Here is a 22,426-nt window from a genome sequence, read left to right as displayed (position 1 = left end):
GTTACAAAATATGTCAATACGTGAGTGGATATTTCTTCTGAAAGTATTGTTTTTTATTTTTTAAATTAACTAAAGTAATATTTTATTTTTACTGTAAAAATACTTTAAATATTTTGTTACATTATAATTTATCTGATTATTTTAAGTATTTATAGGGTTATTCTGATTTTGTCTGACGTCTTTTATTTCCAGAAATGTCCTGAAATTCGTCCTGTCAGGGCGTTCGCCGCGTTTTCACCGGGGCTGGAGGAGCGAAATCAGAAGCCCTGCTCCATCTGCCCCATACGGCTGTTTTCGTGTCAGGCAATACCAGTTCTCTGTCGCCCACTTCCTCTCTTCGCAGAGAGAAGTGAATGGCACAGGCTGGTATTGCTCAGAACTCTTTAAGGCAGGTTCTTAAACAGTAAAATATTTCGCCCGCGGGTTCAGAATCACCAGAGCCGAAGTCGACTGTTCCGGATGCAACTGATAACCGTCCGACAGTGACACACCGATCTTCTCCGCATCCAGCAGCTTCAGGATCGGTTCCTGATCTTCCAGACGTGGGCAGGCAGGATAGCCAAACGAATAGCGTGAGCCGCGATAACCCTGTGACAGGAGCTTGTCCATGTCACGCGCATCCTCGCCAGAGTAACCGAGTTCGGCGCGGATACGCTTGTGGGTGTATTCCGCCATCGCCTCGGCTACTTCGACCGACAGGCCGTGCAGATAGAGGTAGTCCTGATAACGGTTTTCCTCAAACCACTCGCGGGCCATGTCGGAGGCTTTCTGCCCGACCGTCACCACCTGCAAGCCGATCACGTCGCGCTCGGCGTCATCAACGTCACGCACGAAGTCAGCGATGCACTCGCCATCCTCACGTGGCTGACGCGGCATGGTGAAACGGGCGACTTCGGTCTGCCCGTCTTCGGCGAACAGGATCAGATCGTTCCCCTGTCCGGCGGCTTTCCAGTAGCCATAAGCGGCGCGCGGCCTGAGAATGTTCTCCGCTTCGCACAGCGTCAGCATCCGGCGCAGGACGGGACGCAGTTCCTGACGCGCCCAGCCGAGGAAGTCCTCCAGCGTGCGGCCCTGTTTCTTGAAACCCCACTGGAACTGATAGAGCGAACGCTCATTGAGGAACGGCAGCACGGCGTTTGTTTCGGCCTCGACCACGCGTGGCCCCCAGAAGGGCGGCGTGATGACCGGCTCGTCTTTCGTGACCCGATGACGACGGGCCTGTGCTGCGGCCACATCCACCGGTCCGAAACCGCGCTCCTCGGTGACTTCCGGCGTGCGAGGGGTGGAACGCTTCGCCTTGCCTTCACGACGCTTGGCGATGGCGGCGGCATAATCGTCGAACTTGCCCTGCGCGACTACATCCATCAGCGAGAGGCCGTCGAACGCATCGCGGGCATAGGCCACACGGCCATGCGTTCCATAGGCGGCGGCGCAGTCGTCCTCGACATAGTTACGGGTCAGTGCGGCCCCTCCGAGAATGACCGGAAGCTCAAGCCCCTGCCGGTCGATCTCCTGAAGATTCTCACGCATGATGACCGTGGACTTCACCAGCAGGCCGGACATGCCGATGGCGTCGGCCTTCTCGGCGCGGGCGGATTCGATCATGTCGGCGACCGGCACCTTGATGCCGAGATTGACCACCCGATAGCCATTGTTGGTCAGGATGATATCGACCAGATTCTTGCCGATATCGTGCACGTCGCCCTTCACGGTCGCCAGTACGATGGTGCCGCGCGCCTGTCCCTCGGCGCGCTCCATGTGTGGCTCAAGCCATGCGACGGCCGCCTTCATCGTCTCGGCGGACTGAAGCACGAACGGAAGCTGCATCTTGCCGGAACCAAACAGTTCGCCGACCACCTTCATGCCGTCGAGCAGCACGTTGTTGATGATGTCGAGTGGCGGCATCTCCTGCATGGCTTCCTCAAGGTCGGCCTCAAGCCCCTTGCGGTCACCATCGACAATGCGGTCTTTCAGACGTTCCGGCGCGGTCTCGGCTTTCGCCTTCTTCGCAACATCCGTCGCTTTCCGTCCCTCAAAGAGTGACAGGAACTTCTGGAGCGGATCGTAGCCTTCGGTACGACGGTCGAAGATCAGGTCTTCCGCGACCTTCACTTCCTCGGCGGGGATCAGGTGCAGCGGACGGATTTTCGACACATGCACGATCGCACCCGTCATGCCCGCCTTCACGGCATGATCGAGGAACACGGAGTTCAGCACGGCGCGCGCCGCCGGGTTCAGGCCGAAGGAGATGTTCGACAGGCCGAGGATGATCTGGATGTCCGGGAACTTGTCCCGGATCATGCGGATGCCTTCCAGCGTCCACTGACCCAGCTTGCGATCATCTTCCACGCCGGTGGCGATGGTGAAGGTCAGCGGATCAATCAGCAGGTCCGACTGCGGCATGCCGTACTTGTCGCAGGCGAACTCCACCAGACGCGAGGCGATGCGGAGCTTGTCTTCCGCCGTCTTCGCCATGCCGACCTCGTCGATGGTCAGCGCCACGACAGCCGCGCCGAACTTGCGGGCCAGCTTCATGCGGTCGTGGGCGATGGCCTCGCCATCCTCGAAGTTGATCGAGTTGATGATCGGCTTGCCGCCATGCAGCTTCAGCGCCGATTCGATGACCGGCGTTTCCGTGGAGTCGATCACCAGCGGCGCGTTCACCGAGGAGGTGAAGCGGCGGATGACCTCGTCCATCTCCGCCTTCTCGTCACGCCCGACGAAGGCTGTGCAGACATCCAGCGAATTGGAACCTTCGACAACCTGCTCACGTCCGACGGCGACGCAGCCGTCCCAGTCATGCGCTTCCTGAAGTTCACGCCATTTCTTGGACCCGTTGGCGTTACAGCGTTCGCCGATGGAGAAATAGGCGTTCTCCTGACGCAGCGGTGTCTGGCTGTAGAGGCTGGCGACGGAGGGCACCCATGTCGGGTTGCGCTTCGTCGGTGCCGGACGATGCCTGCCGGACGGTGCGCGACTGCGGAGCATGGCGTCGAGTGCTGCGATATGCGGCGTGGACGTGCCACAGCAGCCGCCGATCATATTCAGCCCGTCCTCGATGATGAAGCGTTCCATCCATACGGCCATTTCTTCCGGGCTGAGCGGATAGTGCGTCTGGCCGTTGACCAGTTCCGGCAGTCCGGCATTCGGGAGCACGGAAATCAGGCGCGGCCAGTTTTCGGCCAGCCAGCGCACATGCTCGGCCATTTCCTGCGGACCTGTGGCGCAGTTCAGTCCGATCAGATCCACATCGAGACTCTCCACCACCGTCGCGGCGGCGGCGATATCCGGACCGACCAGCAGGGTGCCGGTGGTCTCGACCGTGACCTGCACGAAGATCGGCGTGTTCACGCCCATCTCGGCACGGGCGATCTTCATGCCGTTGACGGCCGCCTTGATCTGGAGCGTGTCCTGACAGGTCTCGATCAGGAAGGCATCGACGCCACCATCGATCAGCCCGCGTCCCTGCTCGGCCAGACCGGCTTCCAGCGTGTCGTAGTCGATGTTACCGAGGGAAGGCAGCTTGGTGCCCGGGCCGATGGAGCCGAGCACGTAACGGTGACGACCGTCATCGAACTGGTCGGCGGCCTCGCGCGCCAGTGTTGCGGCTATACGGTTGATCTCGCGCGCGCGGTCCTGAAGGTCGAATTCCGCCAGCGTGATGGGTGAGCCGCCGAAGCTGTTGGTCTCGACCATATCCGCACCGGCCTCGAAATAGCCGCGATGGATTTCACGCACCAGTTCCGGACGGGAGAGGTTGAGAATCTCGGTGCAGTTCTCCTGCCCCCAGTAGTCCCGCTCGGTTTCGAGATCGAGCGCCTGCACGCGCGATCCCATGCCGCCATCGCACAGCAATACCTGTTCCTGCAGGGCTTCGAGCAGCGGGGGACGGGAAGAGCTTGAGGAGGTCATGTCTGGACTACCGGATATTCGGAGGAGGCAACCCGCATGAGGCGGGAGGGGGACGGCGGTTATTCCAGAGGGTCTCTGTCCTGTCCAGAGAAACGACCATCCAGTGAGCGGGCTGGTTGGATGGGCTGGTCTGGTCCTGTGACAAAAGCCGGACAGGATGCGGTTCCGGCTCACCGATATCTGGTGGTGTCCTGCTCTAAATTTCCAGTGTGGAAGCAGGGCGGCAGTGCTGTCGGGAGAGAGTTTCGGAGCGCTGTCCCGAACTCCATCAGAGGCGCGCCTTTGGGAGCCATTTTACTTATCGATAGACCGGGGCAGGGGACTGTGGTCCCTTGCGGGTGCGGGTCAGCCCGCATCAACCCTGAAAAACGTCCTCTTCGTCAGGAGGGTGTATGAAATGAACAGGATTTCAAGCTGACCCCTCCCGGATTTCCGGGATATTTGAAGCGGGGAGCGGAATACCTTATCTTCTGCCCGGAATGTCTTTCCTGATAGACAGAATGACCGGCCCTTGATTCCTCTGACCATCACCAGTCCGACCGAAGCCGCGTTGTGGCCAGAGGACCTACGCCGTACCGCTTTTCTGCTCGATACAACGGAAGAGGGGTGTTCAGGCGCAGGGTGGGCGCAGAGTGAGCATCTTGCCTCCGCAAACCTTCTTTCGCCTGTCACGCCTGTCACGAAAACGTCTTTTTCCTTAGTGGGAGTCTCTGACGGGGGGAGCGTGTCCGCTGCTGGTGCGCTGCGGCGTCATGGCAGTTCGTGCGCGTGCTGCGTGGGACGACCGGTGCTGGTGGACCGCCTGCTTTCTCTCATTCAGGAACGGGCGCGGGGACGTTGTGCATTCTTTCGCCACATTGCTCTCGTTGTGTCTCCCGGACAGCAGTGTGGCGTGGCGCAAGGACTGGAAATCAGCCCGTTTCTGGAAAACATGTTCAGTCTCAAGGTAGAACAGTAACCAAAAATCATTCTTTCATGCGCTATATGGCTTCAATGACTTTGTGGAACTGCGCGATTTAATTTCCGGAAGTAAAATTTCCGGGAGACAGGAAATCATCCGCACGGCATATCGAGGGCAGCGGTCACACGCTTTATGTGGTAGAGGCCGTTCAGCGTTTCCTGCACAGTGAAACGCGGGCACGTTTTATAGAGGACGATCTGTGGCTTCAGTCGATAACGCGAACGGCACACCCAATCCCCAGACCGACAGACCGGCGCCTTCCATTATCCGGTTGCAAGCCACCATCGCCGCAGCCCGTTTCCACGGTCTTGAACTGGACATGCGGGATTTTGCCGGCGAGCCGGGTGAAAGCAGCCCGTCTCCGGCAACCCTCGTCCGCTGGCTGGTCGATCAGGGCGCCGTGGCGAAGGGGATGAGCATCAAGTGGCGATATCTCGTCAAGATGAGCAACTCGCCGCCGATCGTCCTGATGTTCCGCGACGGGTCCGCAGCACTGATGGTGAACGCCGACGCCGCCCGGGGGATCGTCTGGCTGCGTGATCCGCTGGCCGGAGAGGGTGTCTCGCCTGTCCCGGTCGATGAAATGCGGCTCAATCAGGTCTGGACCGGTGATATCCTCCTGATCAAGCGTCGCAAGGACCAGTCGGAAGCCGATGCGCCGATCAATGCCTCATGGCTCGCCAAGATGGTGCTGCGTGAGAAGAAGTCCCTGCGCGATATCGCCATCGCCTCGATGACGCTGAGTATTCTACAGATTTTCCCGCCGCTCATCGTCATGCAGGTCATCGACCGCGTGGTGAACAACCGCTCCATGGCGACGCTGGTCTCGATTACCGCCATCGTGCTGGTCCTGTCGTTCTATGAAGTCCTGCTGTCCTATGGACGACGTGAGCTGACGCTTGTCCTGACGACCCGTATCGACACCCGGATTTCCCTGCATCTGTTCAATCGTCTGCTGGCCCTGCCCCTCGAATTCTTCGAGCGTGAGCAGGCCGGTAACGTCATCGGTCGCGTCATGGCCATCTATAAGGTCCGTGACTTCATGACCGGTCGTCTCATGTCGACCTTCCTTGACATGTTCACGCTGGTCGTCATCCTGCCGTTCCTGTTCTATCTGAGTTCGACTCTGGCCTGGATGACCATCGCGGCCTCGGGCCTCATCGGTCTCTTGGTCGTCGTCTTCATGGGGCCGGTCGGTCGTCAGATCGGCAAGCTCATCAAGGCCGAGATGAAGCGTTCCGGCGTGATGTATGAGACCGTCGCCGGTATCCGCACCATCAAGACCCTCGCTCTTGAGACGTCCCGCAAGGAAGAGTGGGATGAGTGTACGGCGAGCGTGGTGCAGGCCAAGCTTGATGTCGGTCGCATGTCCAACTGGCCGACCAGCCTGAGCATGCCGCTTGAGATGTTCATCAACCGTGGTGTGATTCTTGTCGGTGCCTATCTGGTGCTGACAGATGCGGCGTCCGTCGGCGCGGGCGCGCTCGTCGCCTTCATGATGCTCGGCGGTCGCGTCGCTTCCCCTCTGACGAATCTCGCCAAGCTGCTGGACGATCTGAACGAGGTCACCGCGTCGCTGGCGGAAGCGGGCACCGTGCTGAATCAGCCGACCGAAACCAAGGCGCTGACGACCGGCATGCGCCCGCGCATCAAAGGCGCCCTGTCCTTTATTGACGTGAACTTCGTTTATCCGGGGTCCACCGCCAAGGCGCTGAACGATGTCAGTTTCGAGATTCCGGCAGGCACCATGCTGGGTCTGGTGGGGCGTTCAGGGTCAGGAAAATCGACCATTACCCGCCTTCTTCAGGGCGTCAGCCGGACCTATACCGGCTATCTGAAGCTGGACGGTGTGGATCTGCGTGAAATCAACCTGAACCATCTCCGTCGTTCGTTCGGCGTGGTGTTGCAGGACAACTTTCTGTTCCGCGGCACGATCCGTGACAATATTTCGGCAGGGCGTCCCGGCCTGACCATTGATGATGTCGTCCGTGCAGCCCGTCTGGCTGGCGCCGAGGAATTCATCGAGCGCATGCCCGCAGGGTACGATACGTGGATCGAGGAAGGCTCCACCAACATTTCCGGTGGCCAGCGCCAGCGTCTCGCCATTGCCCGCGCCGTGATTTCCGATCCGAAACTGATGATCCTCGATGAGGCGACATCGGCTCTTGATCCGGAGAGCGAGGCGCTGGTGAACGCTAATCTGGAGCGAATCGGCAAGGGACGTACGATGGTGATCGTCTCCCATCGTCTGTCCTCTCTGGTGAACTGCGACATGATTCTGGTCATGGATCGCGGTCGCGTGATTGATATTGCTCCTCATGAGATTCTTCTCGAACGCTGCACGATTTACCGGACACTCTGGATGCAGCAGAACCGCCACACGGAAGGGCGGTCCGGTTCCAGCGCCCCCGCCGATGCTCCGCTGATCGCGGAAGGAGAGTGACCGATGACCCAACAGGACGTTGTGCCCGCTTCCGGTGATGAGGAAAAAACCCAGGATTTCCTTCCTGAGGCGACAGATCCTTTTGCTCCGAATGACCTGCCACCGGCGCTGCTTGAGTTCCACTCGCCAAGCGCGGCGCTGGTCAACATGCCGCCTACGGCGACGGCCCAGTATATCACCTGGCTGATCGGTGGACTTACGATCGCCAGTGTCGTCATCATGAGCGTCTTCCCGCTTAACCGTGTGGTGACGACGCCCGGCAAGATCGTTTCGACCCAGCAGACGCTGGTGGTGCAGCCACTGGAAACGTCGATCATCCGCAGCATCGACGTGCATGAGGGTGACTTCGTCCATAAGGGACAGGTGCTTTCACATCTTGATCCGACGATCAGCGACGCTGACATCGAGAACATGAAGGCCCTGAGTCAGAGCTATTCCGCCGAAGTGGACCGTCTGAGCGCCGAAGCGGAAGGCCGCGATTATGTGCCTGATCCGGGTAATCCCGCGACAACGCAGGAGGCGGCGACTTTCCTACGCCGCAAGGCCGAGTTCGACGCGAAGGTGAACAATTATCAGGAGCAGATCGCGTCGCAGACCAGTGATTTGCAGGGCTTTCTGGCCAACGCCGCGATGTTCGGCGCCAAGGCCAGAGTTGCCCGCGACGTGCACACCATGCGTCTGCGTCTGCAACAGGATCAGGTCGGCAGCCGTCTCTCCACGCTGGGCGCGCAGAGCGAGCTTATGGAAAACGAGCGCTCACAGATTGGCGCGCAGCAGCAGGCCGCCAGCGCCCGCAGCAAGATTCGTGCGCTGGTTTCCGAACGACAGAACTATATCGAGACATGGAAAGCCCAGATCTATCACGATCTGAGTGACGCCCAGCGGCATCTCTCCGAGGCGTCAAGCAATTACAGCAAGGCCAGACTGCGCAAGAGCATGACGACGCTGGTCGCCGGTGAGGACTCCATCGTCCTGACGATCGCCAGACTGTCGATCGGCTCGGTCATCACGACCGGTAACGAACTCATGACACTGGTGCCGGTCGGTAGCGGTCTTGAGGTCGAAGCGCATCTCAATGGTTCGGAAGCGGGATTCGTGCAGCTCGGCGACAAGGCCCTGCTGAAATTCGCGACTTTCCCCTTCGCCCAGTATGGTGGAGCCGAAGCTACTGTGCGTGAAATCAGCGCGGACTCTTTCAGCGCGCAGGGCGGCGGCGCAGGCGGCGGCGGTGGAGGGACACCCTCACAATCTTCTGATCCGAGCGCCGCGCAGCAGGCCTATTACCGTGTTCGTCTCCGTGTGGATCGCTATACACTGCATGGTGTGCCGTCCTTCTTCCATCCGCATCCCGGTATGCCGGTCACGGCGGATATTCAGGTGGGCAAGCGGACCGTGATGCAATTCCTGCTCAACAGCATCCTGCCTCTGGTCACGGACGGCATGAGGGAACCATAACGCGTTTCAGACCTTGTCTTCCTGCTCCGGTCGTCTCACCGCTCACGACCGGAGCCTGACTGCCCGGAGCGGTTTTATCTGACAGTCCACGCAGGCTGTCACACACGATGATAACCCAGCGGTATTCTGCCGATCCAGCCGTACCCGGGGAGGACTGCTTTTGAGTCTGCTTTCACGCCTGTTTACCCGCCGCTCTCCAGAGAAACGGCTTCAGTATGGTCTTCAGCTTATCGAAGCCGAGGACTTCGCCGGGGGCTTTGCCGAGATCAGCGCCGCAGCCCAGACGGGCATGCCGGAAGCGCAGTTCCGTCTTGCCCGTCTGTATCTCGACGGTGTCGGTATTCCGCGTGATCTGGTGGAAGGTGGCCGGTGGCTCCGCAGAGCGGCGGAAGCCGAGTGGATCGAAGCCCAGTTCGTGCTGGCGACACTGTATCTGGTCGGCCTGCCGGAAGCCGTTGAGAGCGATTCCTTCAATCTGACGGATGTCGCGCAGAATGTGACCGGTCAGCCCAACTTCCATCGGGCGGCGCATTGGGCGAAGCTGGCGGCTGATGCTGACAACCCGGATGCTCAGGCTCTTTATGGCTATGTGCTCAATGCCGGGCCGGATGATCTGCGTAATCCCGAGGAATCCCTCGTCTGGTATCAGCGGGCCGCCAAGGGTGGCAGTCCGCAGGGTTATCTGGGCCTCGGTCTGGCAGGACTGCATTCCGCCCGGTCCGACGCGGAGCTTGCCGAGGCGATCGGGCATCTCAGGATCGCGGCTGACGCCAATGTCGGCTCGGCGCTCTATCTCATGGGCATCGCTTATGAGCGGGGCGCTGGCGCACCTCATGATCCGGTTGCGGCCACCGTATGCTATGGCAAGGCGGCTGTTCACAATGTCCGCTCCGCTCAGGCCCGCTACGGGCTGGCCCTGCTTGAGGGGCGGGGCATTGAAAAGGATCCCTCAAAGGGAGAGACGTGGCTGCGCAAGGCGGCGCTCGCCGGAGATCTGGAAGCCAGTGCCCTGCTGGGTGACATCCACGCGCGCGGCGGCGATCTGCCGCCCAACTATCTTGAGGCCGCGAGCTGGTATCGCCGCGCCGCGGAGGGAGGGCATGCCGCTTCCGCCCGCGCTCTCGGGATGCTGTATCTCACGGGCGCAGGCGTCACCCGTGATGAGGACGAGGCGGCCAAATGGTTCCGCTACGCCTCGGAAAAGGGTGATAAGGCCAGTTCCGCCGATCTGGGCAATCTGCTGCTGATGGGCGGCGGCACAGCCGAGGACAGGCTGGCGACGCGTACCCTGTATGAAAAGGCGGCTCATTCGGGCGACCTGATCGCCGCCTTCAATTTCGGCGTCTGCCTCGCCGAGGGCGTCGGCACGGAACGGGATGAGGAGCAGGCGGCGCACTGGATGCGCAAGGCGGCGGAAGGAATCATCAACGCGCAGTACTGGTATGGCCGGATGCTGATTGATGGACGCGGCGTTCCCGCCAATCCCGAGGAAGGTCGTGGGTGGATTCGCAAGGCGGCGCTCGAAGGCATGGTGGAAGCCGAGCATTATTACGCCCAGCTTCTGATTGATGGAGAGGGTGGTCCGGCTGACCACGCGGAAGCGTTCGTCATGTTCGAGCGTGCCGCGAAGCAGGATAACGCCAACAGCATGTTTGCATTGGGCGCCATGCTGGGTGGTGGCCATGACATCGCCGAAGATCGGCAGAAGGCTCTGGAGTGGTTCCGGCAGGCGGCGGAACGCGGGCATGTCGGCGCGCAGCTGATGATGGGGCGTTACCTGACACGTGGCCTTGTGGGCGAACCCGACATGGAGGAGGGGCTTGTCTGGTATCGCAAGGCCGAGGCCGCCGGACTGGCGCAGGCCAGCGCGGACATGGCGCAACTGAAATTCCCGTTGCGGGAGCCGAAGCCTGAAGGAAACAGGAGCGCGGAAGAGCCTGCCGAGATGCATCCCGCCGACTCTCACCCGGCTGTTGGTTAGCAGGGATCTTTGGCCAAACGCGCGACAGCCGGAAGTCGCTCCCGGTCTTCTTCCCGGATGGCGGCGGCGGAAGCTCTGAGCGCAGAGCGCACGGATGACGATTCGACCGTAGTCGGTCTCATAACGCCGCAGGATCGGGAAAACTGGGAAAAATGGGCGAGTGAGCAGGCCCAGAACTCTTTCGACAGCGGAGAGGCCTGCTGGAAGGCCGGCGATACGGTCGGCGCACTCGGCTGGCTGGAGCGCGCCCATCGGATGGCGCCCGACAGTCCGAATGTGATGCTTCTTCTCGCCGTGGTCCGACAGGCCTGCGGAAACGGGCAGGGAGCGATTGCCCTTCTCGAAATCCTGACCACCCGTCATGATGTGGCCGGACTCTGGTGCATGCTTGCCGCCGCCTGTCTCAGGCAGGGGCCGGGGCAGACTGAGGCGGCGGTCGGCGCGTTGAAGCGGGCGCTCTCAGGTCATGTCTGCACCGACGATATGGCTGTTCTGGCTGACCGGATCATGACGGCGGCAGGCTATCCCGGCTGGTGCGGTCTGGATAATCGGGGCGGCGTCAGAGTGGGCGGTGATATCAGTCGTCTGCTTGCGACCGAAGGCGATCATCGTCCGGGCCGTCGTAAAAAGCAGCATGCACCGGTATCTGGACGGCTGACTGCCCGTGCCGATGGAGAGATATGCTCCATCCTGCGCGATGAAACCGGCCTGCTGCGCCCGGATGCGCCGGAAGGATTCTGGCATACGGATCGGCTCGACATTCTGTGGGACGGTCATCCGCTACCCGCCAGCCCGCTTCGTCCTGCCGCCGCCATGCGGGTCGAAGGGCTGGTCGAGGCGTCCGAAGGGAGCATCATCGGCTGGGTGTGGCATCCGGCCAACCCGGATCGGGCGCCACGTCTGCGGGTTCTTGAAGCGGCCACAGACCGGGAGATCATGAGCTTCACGGCGGAGGATTTTTCGTCGGACGTCAGCTCCGACATCCCGTTGTCACGGTTCCGGCAGATCGCTCTTTCCAGCGAAAATCTCCCCGTCGGTCCGGTTCGGATCGTCGATGAGACCGGGCGGGATCTGACGGGCAGCCCGCTTGAGGCGCGTCGTGATTGTCCGGTCTCCGGAGGAAAAAAACAGGGCCCCCGCAAGGCCGGTCGTGTGGGCGCCGCTGCGCTGAAACCTGCCGCGACAAAGGCCCGGAGCGGCGCCTCCGTGCTGATCGTCATTCCGGTCTACCGGGACGTGACGGGCACGAAAGCCTGTCTTGAAAGCGTGCTGACGTCGCTCCCTGTGGCGTCCCGCAACAGCCCCCGGATTCTGGTCATCAATGATGCGTCGCCGGACCCGGATATGGCGACCACGCTGCGTCGTTTCGCAAAAGATTCGCGAGTCACCGTGACGGAGAAACCGGCCAATCGCGGATTTGTCGCGACGGCCAATCTCGGTCTTGTGGCCGCTCTTTCCGGGCAGGCCCGCGCCCGGGATGTCGTGCTGCTGAACAGCGACACGCTTGTCGCCGGTGACTGGCTTGAAGAATTGCGTGCTGTCGCCTGGAGCGCGCCGGATATCGGCACGGTCACGCCGCTGTCGAACGATGCGACCATCCTGTCCTATCCGGATGTGGCGGGATCAAATCCGACACCCACGCTCGACCAGACGGCCATCCTGATGAAGTTGGCCCGGTCCGCCAACAAGGGCGTGGTCATCGATATTCCGACAGGACACGGTTTCTGTCTCTATATCCGTCATGACTGTCTGGAGCAGACTGGTCTGTTGCGTGCCGACCTGTTCGCGCAGGGCTATGGCGAGGAAAATGATTTCTGCCTGCGCGCCTCTCGGGCCGGATGGCGGAATGTCGCGGCTCCCGGAGCCTATGTCGCGCATGTGGGTTCTGTCTCGTTCGGGGCGACCCGCACCGGCCTGCTGCGGCGCAATCTCGCTCTGCTCAACCGGCTTTATCCCGATTACAACGCGCTGATCGCAGAGCATGTGGCCGCAGACCCGCTATTCGAGGCGCGACGGAAAATCGATCTCCTGCGCTGGCGTCGGGCGGCCCGTCTGTTTGCCCGTGACGGTTCTTCCGGTGGCGCGCCGCCGGTGGTGCTGATGGTGACGCATGATTATGGCGGCGGTGTCGAGCGGGTGGTGCGCCAGCGTGCGGCGGCGCTGAGGGGGGCAGGGGTTCGACCGGTGCTGATCCGCCCGGTAAAGGGGGGCTGTCGTCTTGAGGGAGGAGCGGAAGCGGAAGATCTTCTGGCCGCTTCCTTTCCGAATCTGCGTTTCAGCCTGCCTGTGGAATGGCCGCGCCTGCTACGCCTGTTGACGGCGGACCCTGTCGATCACATCGAATGGCACCATGCCAGTGGCCATCACATGGCCATGCGGGAGATCGCCTCCGTAATCGGTGTGCCTTACGATGTGTATGTGCATGATTATATCTGGTTCTGTCCCCGCATCTCTCTGGTGGGCAGGACCCGTCGTTACTGTGGCGAACCGGATGCCGCCACCTGCGATGACTGCGTGGCGACGCTGGGTCGGAGCGTCGATGATGACATGCCGGTCGCTGATTATGTCGCGCGTTCGGCGCGTGAACTAGAGGCGGCCCGTAAGGTGATCGTCCCGTCGGACGATACGGCGCAGCGGATGCGACGGCATTTTCCTGCTCTAAGGCCGGTCATAGCGCCTCTGGAGGACGATCGTCCCGACCTGTCGCTGGCGCATTACAGCAGGCTTTTTCCGTCATCGTCTCCTTCTGGGTCTCCTTCTGGCTCCATCATGGGTCTGCCGCGCATACCCGGCCGTTTTCGGGTCTGCGTGGTCGGGGCGATCGGAAAGGAGAAAGGCTATGACGTTCTGCTGGCTGCGGCGCGCGAGGCCCGGGAGCAGGGGCTGCCACTGGAGTTCGTGATTGTCGGCCATACGCCTGACGATGCCTCCCTGATGGAAACCGGGCATGTCTATGTCACGGGCTGTTATCGCGAGGAGGAGGCGATCGCACTGATTCGGGCGCAGCAGCCGGATTATGGACTTATTCCGTCAGTATGGCCTGAAACATGGTGTTTCGCGCTGGGCGTGACGTGGCGGGCGGGCCTGAATACGGCGGCTTTCGACATCGGCGCTGTTGCCGAGCGGATACGGGCAACAGGGAGAGGTCACATACTGCCGCTTGGTATATCGGCAAGCCAGCTTAACGTGATATTGATCTCTCTCTGTCAGCACTCAGGCGAAAGGATATCGTGAAGAATTGTATTCAAATACAGATCGATTGTCGTCTTGTCTGCCTGCTTTGGTCGGCAGAATATCCCCGGAATAGCTGAAACCTTATTCAGAACAACCTACGGAACGAATTTATGTCCCAGAGTGGCCAGTCCCAGAATCAGAATCGTGTCGTTGACCTGAAGGTGTCAGGACACCTGATGACACTTGACCAGGGATTATTCTGCGTCTTCCACGTGCCGTCCCAGGAGCCGCCCAGCCCGCGCGGCCTTCCCGGCGTCCGCCTTACCCAGCCGCCGCTTGTGAACGGGGCTGTGACAATCTCGACCTTTGACGACACAGGCTGGCTTGGCGGTCAGAATAACGCTGCCCTGATCCGCGTCACGCAGGGTCCGGCGCAGGTTCTGGTGACGATCTATCAGGAAGCCGGCAGCCCGCATGAAGCGCCGCGTCTACAGGTTGTCCGCCTCAGCGATGCCACGGGCGCACCGGTTGCTGCTGCGTACGCCGCCGCTGCCCCTCAGGGTCAGGCTCCGGTGGCCAGCATTCCTTCTTCTCCAGCGCCGACAGGCACTCCTGCGGCTGCGGGTCAGCAGTTCGAGGTCGGTGCGCATATCCAGCGTCGGGGCGATGTCGGCGTGATGATCGGCGAATGGATGGGTAAGCCCGGCAGCCGTTTCTGGATCGAGGGCTTCGGCATTTCTCCCGGCAAGCTGATTGCGGCAGAAGACATCGAATATCAGGCTGTTCTTGGTAAAGGCTGGCTTTCACCCTGGACGGAAGGTGGCAAATACTGCGGTAGCCGTGGCATGGCGCTGCCTATTCTCGGGCTGCGCGTAAGGCTGAAGGGCGCTGCCGCGGAGGACTATTTCTGCGAGCTGGAGGCCACCTTCACGGACGGCACGGAAATTGGTCCGGTCGGTGAGGATGAGGCGGCTGAATCCGACAGTCTGGCGCCGTTGGAAGCCTTCCGGATTACGATCGTGCCACGCGACCCGGCGATGGCCGCCGCCCGTCGCGAAGCGGAAGAGCTGGAAGAGGTTCTTGAGGAAGACCTTGCTCTTCTTGAAGAAGAGCAAGACGCAGCACCTGTCAGGAAGCCTGTGAAGCGTGGACGCCCTGCCGTCAGAACAGCGGTAAAACCGGTGGTGAAGGCTGCGGTCCCCGCCAAGGCTCCTTCAGGCAAAGCTCCCGTAACACAGCCGTCAAAAACGGCAAAAGCTCCGGCGAAGGCTTCGACACTCCGTAAGCCCGGTCGTCGCTGACGCCATCTGCCTGTGAGAAGAGAGGCTTCGCTTCTCACAGGCATCTGTCATTTTTTCCGGTACGAGGTCAGTATTTGATTTCAGGACCTCCTGCCATCAGAATCCAGTAACGTCGGCCACCATCAGGAACGGATTGCCGACCTTTATCGCAAATGGATACCGGTCTTGAAATTTCTCTTTGTTCACCAGAATTTTCCTGGGCAGTTCCTGCATATCGTTCGCCATCTGATCCGGTCGGAGGCGCATGAAGTCGTTTTCATCAGCGAGAGCAATGAGAATATCATTTCGGGTGTGCGCCGTGTTATCTATCGGAAACCCGTCGCCCCACCGGAAGCAACTCATCCCGGCGCGCGTGAGTTCGCGCTGGCTCTGAGCCGGGCCGACGCGGTGGCGCAGGCAGCCTCGACATTGAAGGATCTCGGCTTCGTTCCCGATATTATCATCGGGCATCATGGCTGGGGCGAATTGCTCAATTTGCAGGATATTTTCCCGGCTTCTCCAATTCTCGGCTATTTCGAGTTTTTCTATCATTCCGATGGATTCGATGTCGGTTTCGATCCTGAGTTTCCGACAGTGCCGGACATGCTGCCGCGTATTCGGGCCAAGAACGCCGTCAATCTGGTGGCATTGAACAATCCCGGCTGGGGACAGACCCCGACACTGTTCCAGCGCAGCACCTATCCTTCATGGGCGCTCGACAAGATTTCGGTCTTGCGTGAAGGCGTCGATCTGGAACTGTGCAGCCCTGATTCCAAGGCGGCACGACACACGCTGCATATCAAGGACGTGACGATTTCTCCCAAGGACCGTCTGGTCACCTATGTCGCCCGGGATCTGGAGCCCTATCGCGGCTTCCACGTTTTCATGCGTTCGCTGCCACGTATTCTGAAGGAATGCCCGAAGGCCCGTATTGTCATGGTCGGCGGAGATGGCGTCAGCTATGGCGCCCGGCTGGCACATACGACCTGGCGGCAGTACATGCTGTCCGAACTTCAGGGCCAGATTGATCTCGATCGCGTCCATTTTGTCGGCAAGGTCACCTACGATGAATTCCGCGCGCTTCTGAAACGCTCTGACGCGCACGTCTATCTGACCTATCCGTTTGTGGCGTCATGGTCCTTGCGGGAAGCGATGGCGATGGGCTGCGCGATTGTGGGAAGTGACACAGACCCGGTCCGCGAATTTATCGAAAGCGGACGTACCGGCCTGCTGGCTCCGTTCCTTGAGCCCCGGAAGATCGCGGATGCTGTCCTTACGCTTCTGGACAACAGCAAACAGGCAAAAATTTTACGTGAAGGCGCACGCGCTCAGGCGGAAGCCACGCTCTGCCTGAATGACTATCTCATGCGCTATGAGGATCTGATCGAGCAGGTGAGCGGACTGTCACCGTCTGCCGATGCTGCGCCGTCCCCCCGGAAACGTGGTTCACGCAAACCGACCCAGCAGAGCGCGGCGGCATCCAGAAAATCCAGACCAGCCCCTGTCACTGCAAAAACGACTTCGACTGCGAAGACCCGCTCAAAGGCGCTCTTGCCGACCTGAGAGAGGGGGTAGTTTCGTCCGTTATGAAGCACGGTTTGCGAATACGGACGGAGCAGCTTCTCAGGACTTTGGACTGAAAAGACCGGAAAAGCCGGAGAGAAGCTCTCCGGCCGGAAAGGATGGTCAGACCAGTCCCTTGACCCAGTCTTTCAACTGGCTCTTGGGGAGCGCGCCGACTTTCGTTTCCACCGGCTTGCCGTCCTTGAACAGGATCAGGGTCGGGATGCCGCGAACACCGAAGGTATTCGGCGTAAGGGGATTCTCGTCGATATTGACCTTGGCCACTTTCAACTGGCCTTTGAACTCAGCCCCGATTTCGTCCAGCGCCGGAGCGATCATCTTGCAGGGACCGCACCACTCTGCCCAGAAATCGACCAGAACCGGGCCGGATGCCTTCAGAACATCGGTTTCGAAAGTGGTGTCGCTGACCGCGACAGTGTTTTCGCTCATATGCGTCGTCCTTGTAATAGGTGTGTCTGAACAGTTGGGTGGAGTTGGCGTCAGGTCAAGCCCCTCCTCCCCCGGACCCGGTGGTTTTGCGGGCGTATTCTCTGATGAAATCGCGGCTGCACAGAATTTTAGGCTCAACCTCTCAAGGAGGTTCGATCCGGAAGTGTTATTCTGACATGTCAGCAGGAGAGGCGACCGGGAAGTCCAGCGGGATACAACAGTGTCGCCTATCAGGGGAAGCTGTGTTGACGTTCCACAGGCACAGTCTTTTTTACTGAAAACGGCTCTGTGGTTTCAACAATCAGGCGGACCGGCTGTGCGCTTCGGAGAACCGCGCTGTTCAGCTTCATCAGCCAGATCCTTGATATAGCTTAGGAGAGAGGCTGTGCGCGTCAGCGTAAAGCCGAGGGCGGCGATTGTCCGGATGGTCTCCGGAGTCAGGCCGGCTTCCTGTTGCAGAAGTTTTTCATCCTCATCACTCAGGTCTGCCATCGGGGTCTCGTCTGGATGCGCGGTGGTACGCCGCATTCAAAACGGGAAGAGTGAATGTATGATGAAAGCTCTCACGGAAATCCGGGCATAAAAAAACCGGCTTTCCTGAGAAAGCCGGTCTGCCCTGAGTGAGAGCGAAGCGCGATTAGAAGCCTTCGCGCTCGATACGCTTGCGCTCCATCTTGCGGGCGCGACGCACAGCTTCCGCTGCTTCACGAGCGCGACGCTCTGAAGGCTTCTCATAGTGGCGGCGGAGCTTCATCTCACGGAAAAGCCCTTCACGCTGCATCTTCTTCTTGAGTGCCTTAAGAGCCTGATCGACATTGTTGTCGCGAACGAGAACCTGCACTGGCTGGTCGTCTCCCGAAAGAACCTGCTGACCTCGGTCATGCTGGGTTCATGAGTTTCCATAGGGTGAGCGCGACTCCGCACGGAAGCCTCGCCTCTGAGTTAGCCGCGTCCTTAACACACGCCCGCAGGAAAAGACAAACGAATCCGTGGTTCATTGAGCCGGAAAGAACGACGTTTCTGTCACATCGCAATGCGGCGTATCCTGAGGGACGGTTCTGGAGAGGGTGAGCATGACATTACTGAAGATCGCGCGCATGGGGCATCCGGTCCTGCTGAAGCCCGCCGAACGGGTGGAAAACGTCGTCGATCCGGTCGTGCAGACCCTGATTGACGACATGATCGAGACCATGCGTGACGCTGGTGGTGTCGGGCTTGCCGCTCCTCAAGTGCATGTTTCGAAAAGAATTTTCGTTTATTATGTACCCTCGGTCCGTCTGGAGGAAGGAGAGATCTCGCCGGAAGGCGTGCAGGTGCTGGTCAACCCGGTGATTGAACCGGTTGATGACGAAATCCGTCTCAGAATGGAGGGTTGTCTGTCCATTCCGGGATTACGGGGCTGGGTTCCCCGGTATGCGCGGGTTCGATATCAGGGACTCGACCGGATAGGGGCTCCTGTTTCCGGGATTGCGGAAGGATTCCACGCAAATGTGATCCAGCACGAAGGGGATCATCTGGATGGTGTTCTTTACCCGATGCGGATGACAGACCTCGGTCTGATGGGCTTTGATACGGAAGCAGGCCGGTTTCTGACGCCGGATATTATTTTGGGACGCAGTGAGCAATGAGTGGCAGGGACAGGATTCTTCAGTTTGCGGCTGGCGCGGGCTACGGGCTGCTTCAGGGAATGACACCACCATCCGTTGAGCATTCTGGCGAGCGTGATCAGGCGTTGAAGGCGCTGGCTGCTGTGGCCGGAGAGAAGGGGTGGACAGTGACTACCCTGAAGGACGTGGCGGGGCCGGACGCCGATCTCCTGTTTCCCGGAGGTCGCATCGAGATTCTGGAGGCATGGGCCGATCTGGCTGACCGTGAAATGACCGAGCGTGTTCTGCTGGCCATTGATGAAGGCGAGTGTCCCCGTCTCAGTCAGAAAGTCCGTAGGGCTGTTCTGGAACGGCTGGATGGTCTGGAGCCCTACCGAGCGGCGGAACGGCGCGCCGCGACAGTTCTGCTTTCGCCCTGCGCGGGAGCAGCATCGGCCCGTATCCTGTCGCGCACCGTCAACGCCATCTGGGACGCGTCCGAAGACATGTCGGGCGGCGTGACCTGGGCTACGAAAAGAATCAGCCTTACCGGCATCTATGTTCCGACCTTTCTGGCGTGGCTGGGAGGTGCTGATCGTGACAGGGTCGAACAGATTCTTGATGCCGGACTGGCCCGCACCCGGCGTCTGGGTGAGCTGAAACAGCGTCTGTTCCGGCCAAAGGGCCTGCACGCAGCGTGAAACGATTCGTCGAAGTCCGGACCGGCGGGGAGACCGTCGCAGGCGATGGCGTCCTGTTCCTGCGGGAGCAGCAGATCAGGCTCGCACAGGAACTGCTGCTGCTGGTCTGGCTCGATATGGGGCAGGCGGCTTCGCCCGTACTGACGCAGTTCGGCCTCGGGGCGGCCCAGCACAGGGTCCTGCAAATGCTGGCGTTCCAGCCGGGGCTGACGGTGGGGGAATTGCAGGGCGTTCTGGGCGTCACGAAACAGAGTCTCGCGCGCACATTGACCGAGTTGCAGGAACGCGCCCTCGTCAGGACCGAGCAGGGACGGCAGGATCGTCGTCAGCGCTTTCTTTTCCTGACCGCAGAAGGCGTTGAAATCGAGGCGCAGCTTTTTGCCGTGCAGCGGGAGCGTATGGTGGCGGCCTATCGGGAGGCAGGAGGCAATGCCGTGCAGGGTTTCCGGCAGGTCCTGCAGGGAATGCTGTCCGAGGACAGTCGCGCCTTTCTCGCACGGCGGGAAAGGCAGACCAGGGAATCAGTGAGGGGAGCACGACGGGATGGTCAGTGAAGCGACGCATAAAACCGGCAGGGACGACGTTGTCCTGTCCCCTGAAGACGAAAACAGCACGACTCATGTGCTGGTCGTGGATGATGACGCCCGTCTGAGGCGGCTGCTCCAGCGCTATCTCAAGGAAAACGGTTTCCGGGTTACCGGCGCGGCTTCCGCCGCCGAGGCGCGGCAGGCGCTGGGCTTCATGCTGCCGGACGCTCTGGTGCTGGATGTCACCATGCCCGGCGAGGACGGGCTGGAGCTGACAAAATCCCTGCGCGGGCAGGGCTTGGATATCCCCATCCTGCTGCTTACCGCCCGTGGAGAAGCGGAGGATCGCATTACCGGTCTCGAAGCCGGTGCGGATGATTATCTCGGCAAACCGTTCGAGCCGCGTGAGCTGCTGCTGCGGCTGAAAGCCCATCTGCGCAAACATGCACCGCCGCCGCCGTCGGATAATCTGCGAATCGTTCGGCTGGGGACGCTCGAATTCGATCCCAACCGGGGCATTCTTTCCGGCCCCGAGGGTGTTGTGCATCTGACCGGCGGCGAGGCGGCCCTGCTGGCGGTGCTGTCCCGTCATCCCAACGAGGTGCTTTCGCGCGAGGATATCGCGAATGCGCTGGATATGGCGGAAATTGGCGAGCGTGCGGTTGACGTGCAGGTGACCCGTCTGCGGCGGCGGATCGAGGTGGACCCGCGTGAGCCGCGTTATCTGCACACGCTTCGCGGTAAGGGTTATATGCTGAAGCCGGGAATCTGACGTCGGTCATGCGCGGATGGCGCACATTCTGGGGTGATGGCAGGCTCGACCGTTCGGTGCGGCGTGTCCTGCCGAATTCTTTTCTGGGTCGATCCCTGCTGATTGTGCTGATCCCCCTGCTGGTCACGCAGGGAATCGCGCTGGAGCTGTTCTACGGCAATTATCTGCACGTGATGTCACGCCGTATGTCTGAAAGCGTGGTGTCTGAAATCAGCCTGTCGCTGGATTTTCTGGAGCGTTACCAGACACGCGCGGATCGGGCGTGGCTGACCAGACAGGTGCGGTCACGCACTCAGCTCGTTGTTGAGTGGCATCAGAATGCGAAGCTGACCAAATTTGGCTCGACACATGTTGTCGGGCCTATGGATGAGGACCTCGTTCGCACGCTTCAGGCCTTTATTTCCTATCCGTTCTTTGTGGACTGGCTGACGGACGAGCATCATGTGTTCATCATGATTCAGTTGCCGGATGGGGTTCTGAAGATCGATGCACCCCGTAAGCGGCTGGATGTCGGCCAGATCTGGCTTTTCGTATTCTGGGCGCTTGGCAGTTCACTGCTGCTGTTCGTTGTGGCTGCGCTCTTCATGCAGAATCAGGTGCGCGCCGTAAGACGTCTGGCACGCGCCGCCGAGCAGTTCGGTCTGGGACGGGATGTCGGTCCCATTCGGCCGGAAGGCGCTCGTGAAGTCCGGAAGGCCGCCGTGGCGTTCAACCGCATGCAGGAACGGATTTCCCGATTCGTCATGCAGCGTACCGCCGTGCTGGCGGGTGTGTCACACGACCTGAGAACTCCGCTGACCCGACTGCGGCTTTCTCTCGCCATGTTCCCTCAGTCCGGTGTGGTGGATGCCGGACATCTGCGGGATGACGTGCATGACATGATCGGTGATGTCGCTGAAATGGAGCGGCTGATCGAGAGTTACCTCTCCTTCGCCCGTGGGGAAGGGGCCGAAGCGCCGGAGAAACTGGATGTCGCTGTGCTGCTGGAAGATGTTGCTTCCGCCATTGCGCGGGCCGGTGGCCGGGTTGGGGCTGTGATCTGTGAACCGGGTCTGGCTATCGAGGCCCGGCCGGATGCGATGCGGCGCATGTTGAACAATATTCTGGAGAATGCCCGTCGTCTTGGCGCATCTGTCTGGCTTTCCGGACGGCAGGAAGGGCACAGCATCATCATTGAGGTGGATGATAATGGGCCGGGGATTCCGCTGGAACGCCGGGAGGAGGTTTTTCGTGCGTTTTCAAGCGGCAAGAAGGGTGGGACCGGACTGGGCCTGACGATTGTCCGCGACATCGTGCGGGCTCATGGCGGCGATATCCAGTTGGGAGAAAGCCTGCGAGGCGGGCTGAATGTGCGCATTACCCTGCCGTGCTGAACGGCGGGTCTGTTTGCCATCCGGTATAACGGGTATCCTCACATGATGAGTGAGCCTACCATCTTAATTGCGATCTGCTCTGGCTGGCTCGTGCAGAAGCCGATGCGGAGGCTGCCTACTCCCGGAAGGGACCACAGGCCCTTCACCCCGATACATTGATAATAAACTGTTGCCAAAGGCGCGCCTTTGGCGGGGTTCGGGGCAGCGCCCCGTAAACCCTCCCGGCAGATAAGGTCAGGCAGAAGAAC

At 60.3% G+C, this 22,426-nt stretch carries 16 protein-coding genes; 12 read left to right on the top strand and 4 right to left on the bottom strand.

Going from position 1 to position 22,426, the window contains the following annotated elements; translation table 11 throughout:
- Positions 1-396: 396 nt before the first annotated feature.
- Positions 397-3,912, bottom strand: coding sequence for a methionine synthase (metH, locus tag LKE90_RS11675; RefSeq protein WP_291493527.1), 3,516 nt, complete (start codon positions 3,910-3,912; stop codon positions 397-399).
- 511 nt (positions 3,913-4,423) lie between these two features.
- On the opposite strand from metH, the gene LKE90_RS11670 reads away from it, so the two are divergent.
- The 7 genes from LKE90_RS11670 to LKE90_RS11640 all read left to right on the top strand — a co-directional run bounded on the left by LKE90_RS11670 (position 4,424) and on the right by LKE90_RS11640 (position 16,769).
- Entirely contained in the window at positions 4,424-4,870 is a 447-nt protein-coding gene (locus tag LKE90_RS11670; protein WP_291493524.1) for a hypothetical protein, read from the top strand.
- A 322-nt stretch (positions 4,871-5,192) separates the two neighbouring features.
- Positions 5,193-7,316: a peptidase domain-containing ABC transporter gene (locus LKE90_RS11665; RefSeq protein ID WP_291493556.1), complete on the top strand. Its 2,124-nt coding sequence runs from the start codon at positions 5,193-5,195 to the stop codon at positions 7,314-7,316.
- 3 nt (positions 7,317-7,319) lie between these two features.
- Entirely contained in the window at positions 7,320-8,771 is a 1,452-nt protein-coding gene (locus tag LKE90_RS11660; protein WP_291493522.1) for an HlyD family type I secretion periplasmic adaptor subunit, read from the top strand.
- A gap of 160 nt (positions 8,772-8,931) precedes the next feature.
- Positions 8,932-10,752: a tetratricopeptide repeat protein gene (locus LKE90_RS11655; RefSeq protein ID WP_291493521.1), complete on the top strand. Its 1,821-nt coding sequence runs from the start codon at positions 8,932-8,934 to the stop codon at positions 10,750-10,752.
- Between the two features lie 9 nt (positions 10,753-10,761).
- Positions 10,762-13,986, top strand: coding sequence for a glycosyltransferase (locus LKE90_RS11650; RefSeq protein ID WP_291493519.1), 3,225 nt, complete (start codon positions 10,762-10,764; stop codon positions 13,984-13,986).
- Between the two features lie 110 nt (positions 13,987-14,096).
- Positions 14,097-15,227, top strand: a complete 1,131-nt coding sequence (locus LKE90_RS11645) for a hypothetical protein (RefSeq protein WP_366509544.1) — start codon at positions 14,097-14,099, stop codon at positions 15,225-15,227.
- A gap of 165 nt (positions 15,228-15,392) precedes the next feature.
- Complete coding sequence (locus LKE90_RS11640; RefSeq protein ID WP_291493515.1) at positions 15,393-16,769, top strand: glycosyltransferase family 4 protein; 1,377 nt, start codon at positions 15,393-15,395, stop codon at positions 16,767-16,769.
- A 123-nt stretch (positions 16,770-16,892) separates the two neighbouring features.
- Here the strand turns inward: LKE90_RS11640 and trxA are convergent, their stop codons facing one another.
- The 3 genes from trxA to rpsU all read right to left on the bottom strand — a co-directional run bounded on the left by trxA (position 16,893) and on the right by rpsU (position 18,060).
- The gene (gene trxA / locus LKE90_RS11635) at positions 16,893-17,219 is read right to left on the bottom strand and encodes a thioredoxin TrxA (RefSeq protein WP_173574355.1); all 327 of its coding nucleotides are present in this window, start codon (positions 17,217-17,219) and stop codon (positions 16,893-16,895) included.
- 294 nt (positions 17,220-17,513) lie between these two features.
- On the bottom strand, positions 17,514-17,711 hold the full coding sequence (locus tag LKE90_RS11630) for a hypothetical protein (protein ID WP_291493512.1): 198 nt from the start codon (positions 17,709-17,711) through the stop codon (positions 17,514-17,516).
- A 145-nt stretch (positions 17,712-17,856) separates the two neighbouring features.
- The gene (rpsU, locus tag LKE90_RS11625; protein ID WP_010666215.1) at positions 17,857-18,060 is read right to left on the bottom strand and encodes a 30S ribosomal protein S21; all 204 of its coding nucleotides are present in this window, start codon (positions 18,058-18,060) and stop codon (positions 17,857-17,859) included.
- A gap of 232 nt (positions 18,061-18,292) precedes the next feature.
- On the opposite strand from rpsU, the gene def reads away from it, so the two are divergent.
- From def to LKE90_RS11600, 5 genes are read left to right on the top strand one after another with little or no spacing between them, the layout of a single operon-like run.
- On the top strand, positions 18,293-18,847 hold the full coding sequence (gene def, locus LKE90_RS11620; RefSeq protein ID WP_291493510.1) for a peptide deformylase: 555 nt from the start codon (positions 18,293-18,295) through the stop codon (positions 18,845-18,847).
- Positions 18,844-19,506, top strand: coding sequence for a hypothetical protein (locus tag LKE90_RS11615; RefSeq protein WP_291493508.1), 663 nt, complete (start codon positions 18,844-18,846; stop codon positions 19,504-19,506). The genes def and LKE90_RS11615 overlap by 4 nt, the downstream gene beginning before the upstream one ends.
- Positions 19,503-20,060, top strand: coding sequence for a MarR family winged helix-turn-helix transcriptional regulator (locus LKE90_RS11610; RefSeq protein ID WP_291493506.1), 558 nt, complete (start codon positions 19,503-19,505; stop codon positions 20,058-20,060). Before LKE90_RS11615 ends, LKE90_RS11610 begins: the two co-directional genes overlap by 4 nt.
- Positions 20,050-20,805, top strand: a complete 756-nt coding sequence (locus LKE90_RS11605; protein ID WP_291493504.1) for a response regulator — start codon at positions 20,050-20,052, stop codon at positions 20,803-20,805. Before LKE90_RS11610 ends, LKE90_RS11605 begins: the two co-directional genes overlap by 11 nt.
- A gap of 8 nt (positions 20,806-20,813) precedes the next feature.
- Positions 20,814-22,178 carry an ATP-binding protein gene (locus LKE90_RS11600; protein ID WP_291493502.1) on the top strand — a complete coding sequence of 455 codons (1,365 nt, stop codon included), beginning with the start codon at positions 20,814-20,816 and terminating at the stop codon, positions 22,176-22,178.
- The last annotated feature ends 248 nt before the right edge of the window (positions 22,179-22,426 follow it).

This window comes from Acetobacter sp., assembly GCF_022483985.1.
In the GTDB taxonomy this organism is placed as follows: domain Bacteria; phylum Pseudomonadota; class Alphaproteobacteria; order Acetobacterales; family Acetobacteraceae; genus Acetobacter.
Note: the sequence above shows the minus strand (reverse complement) of the source record. Positions and strands in the feature narration are given on the sequence as shown.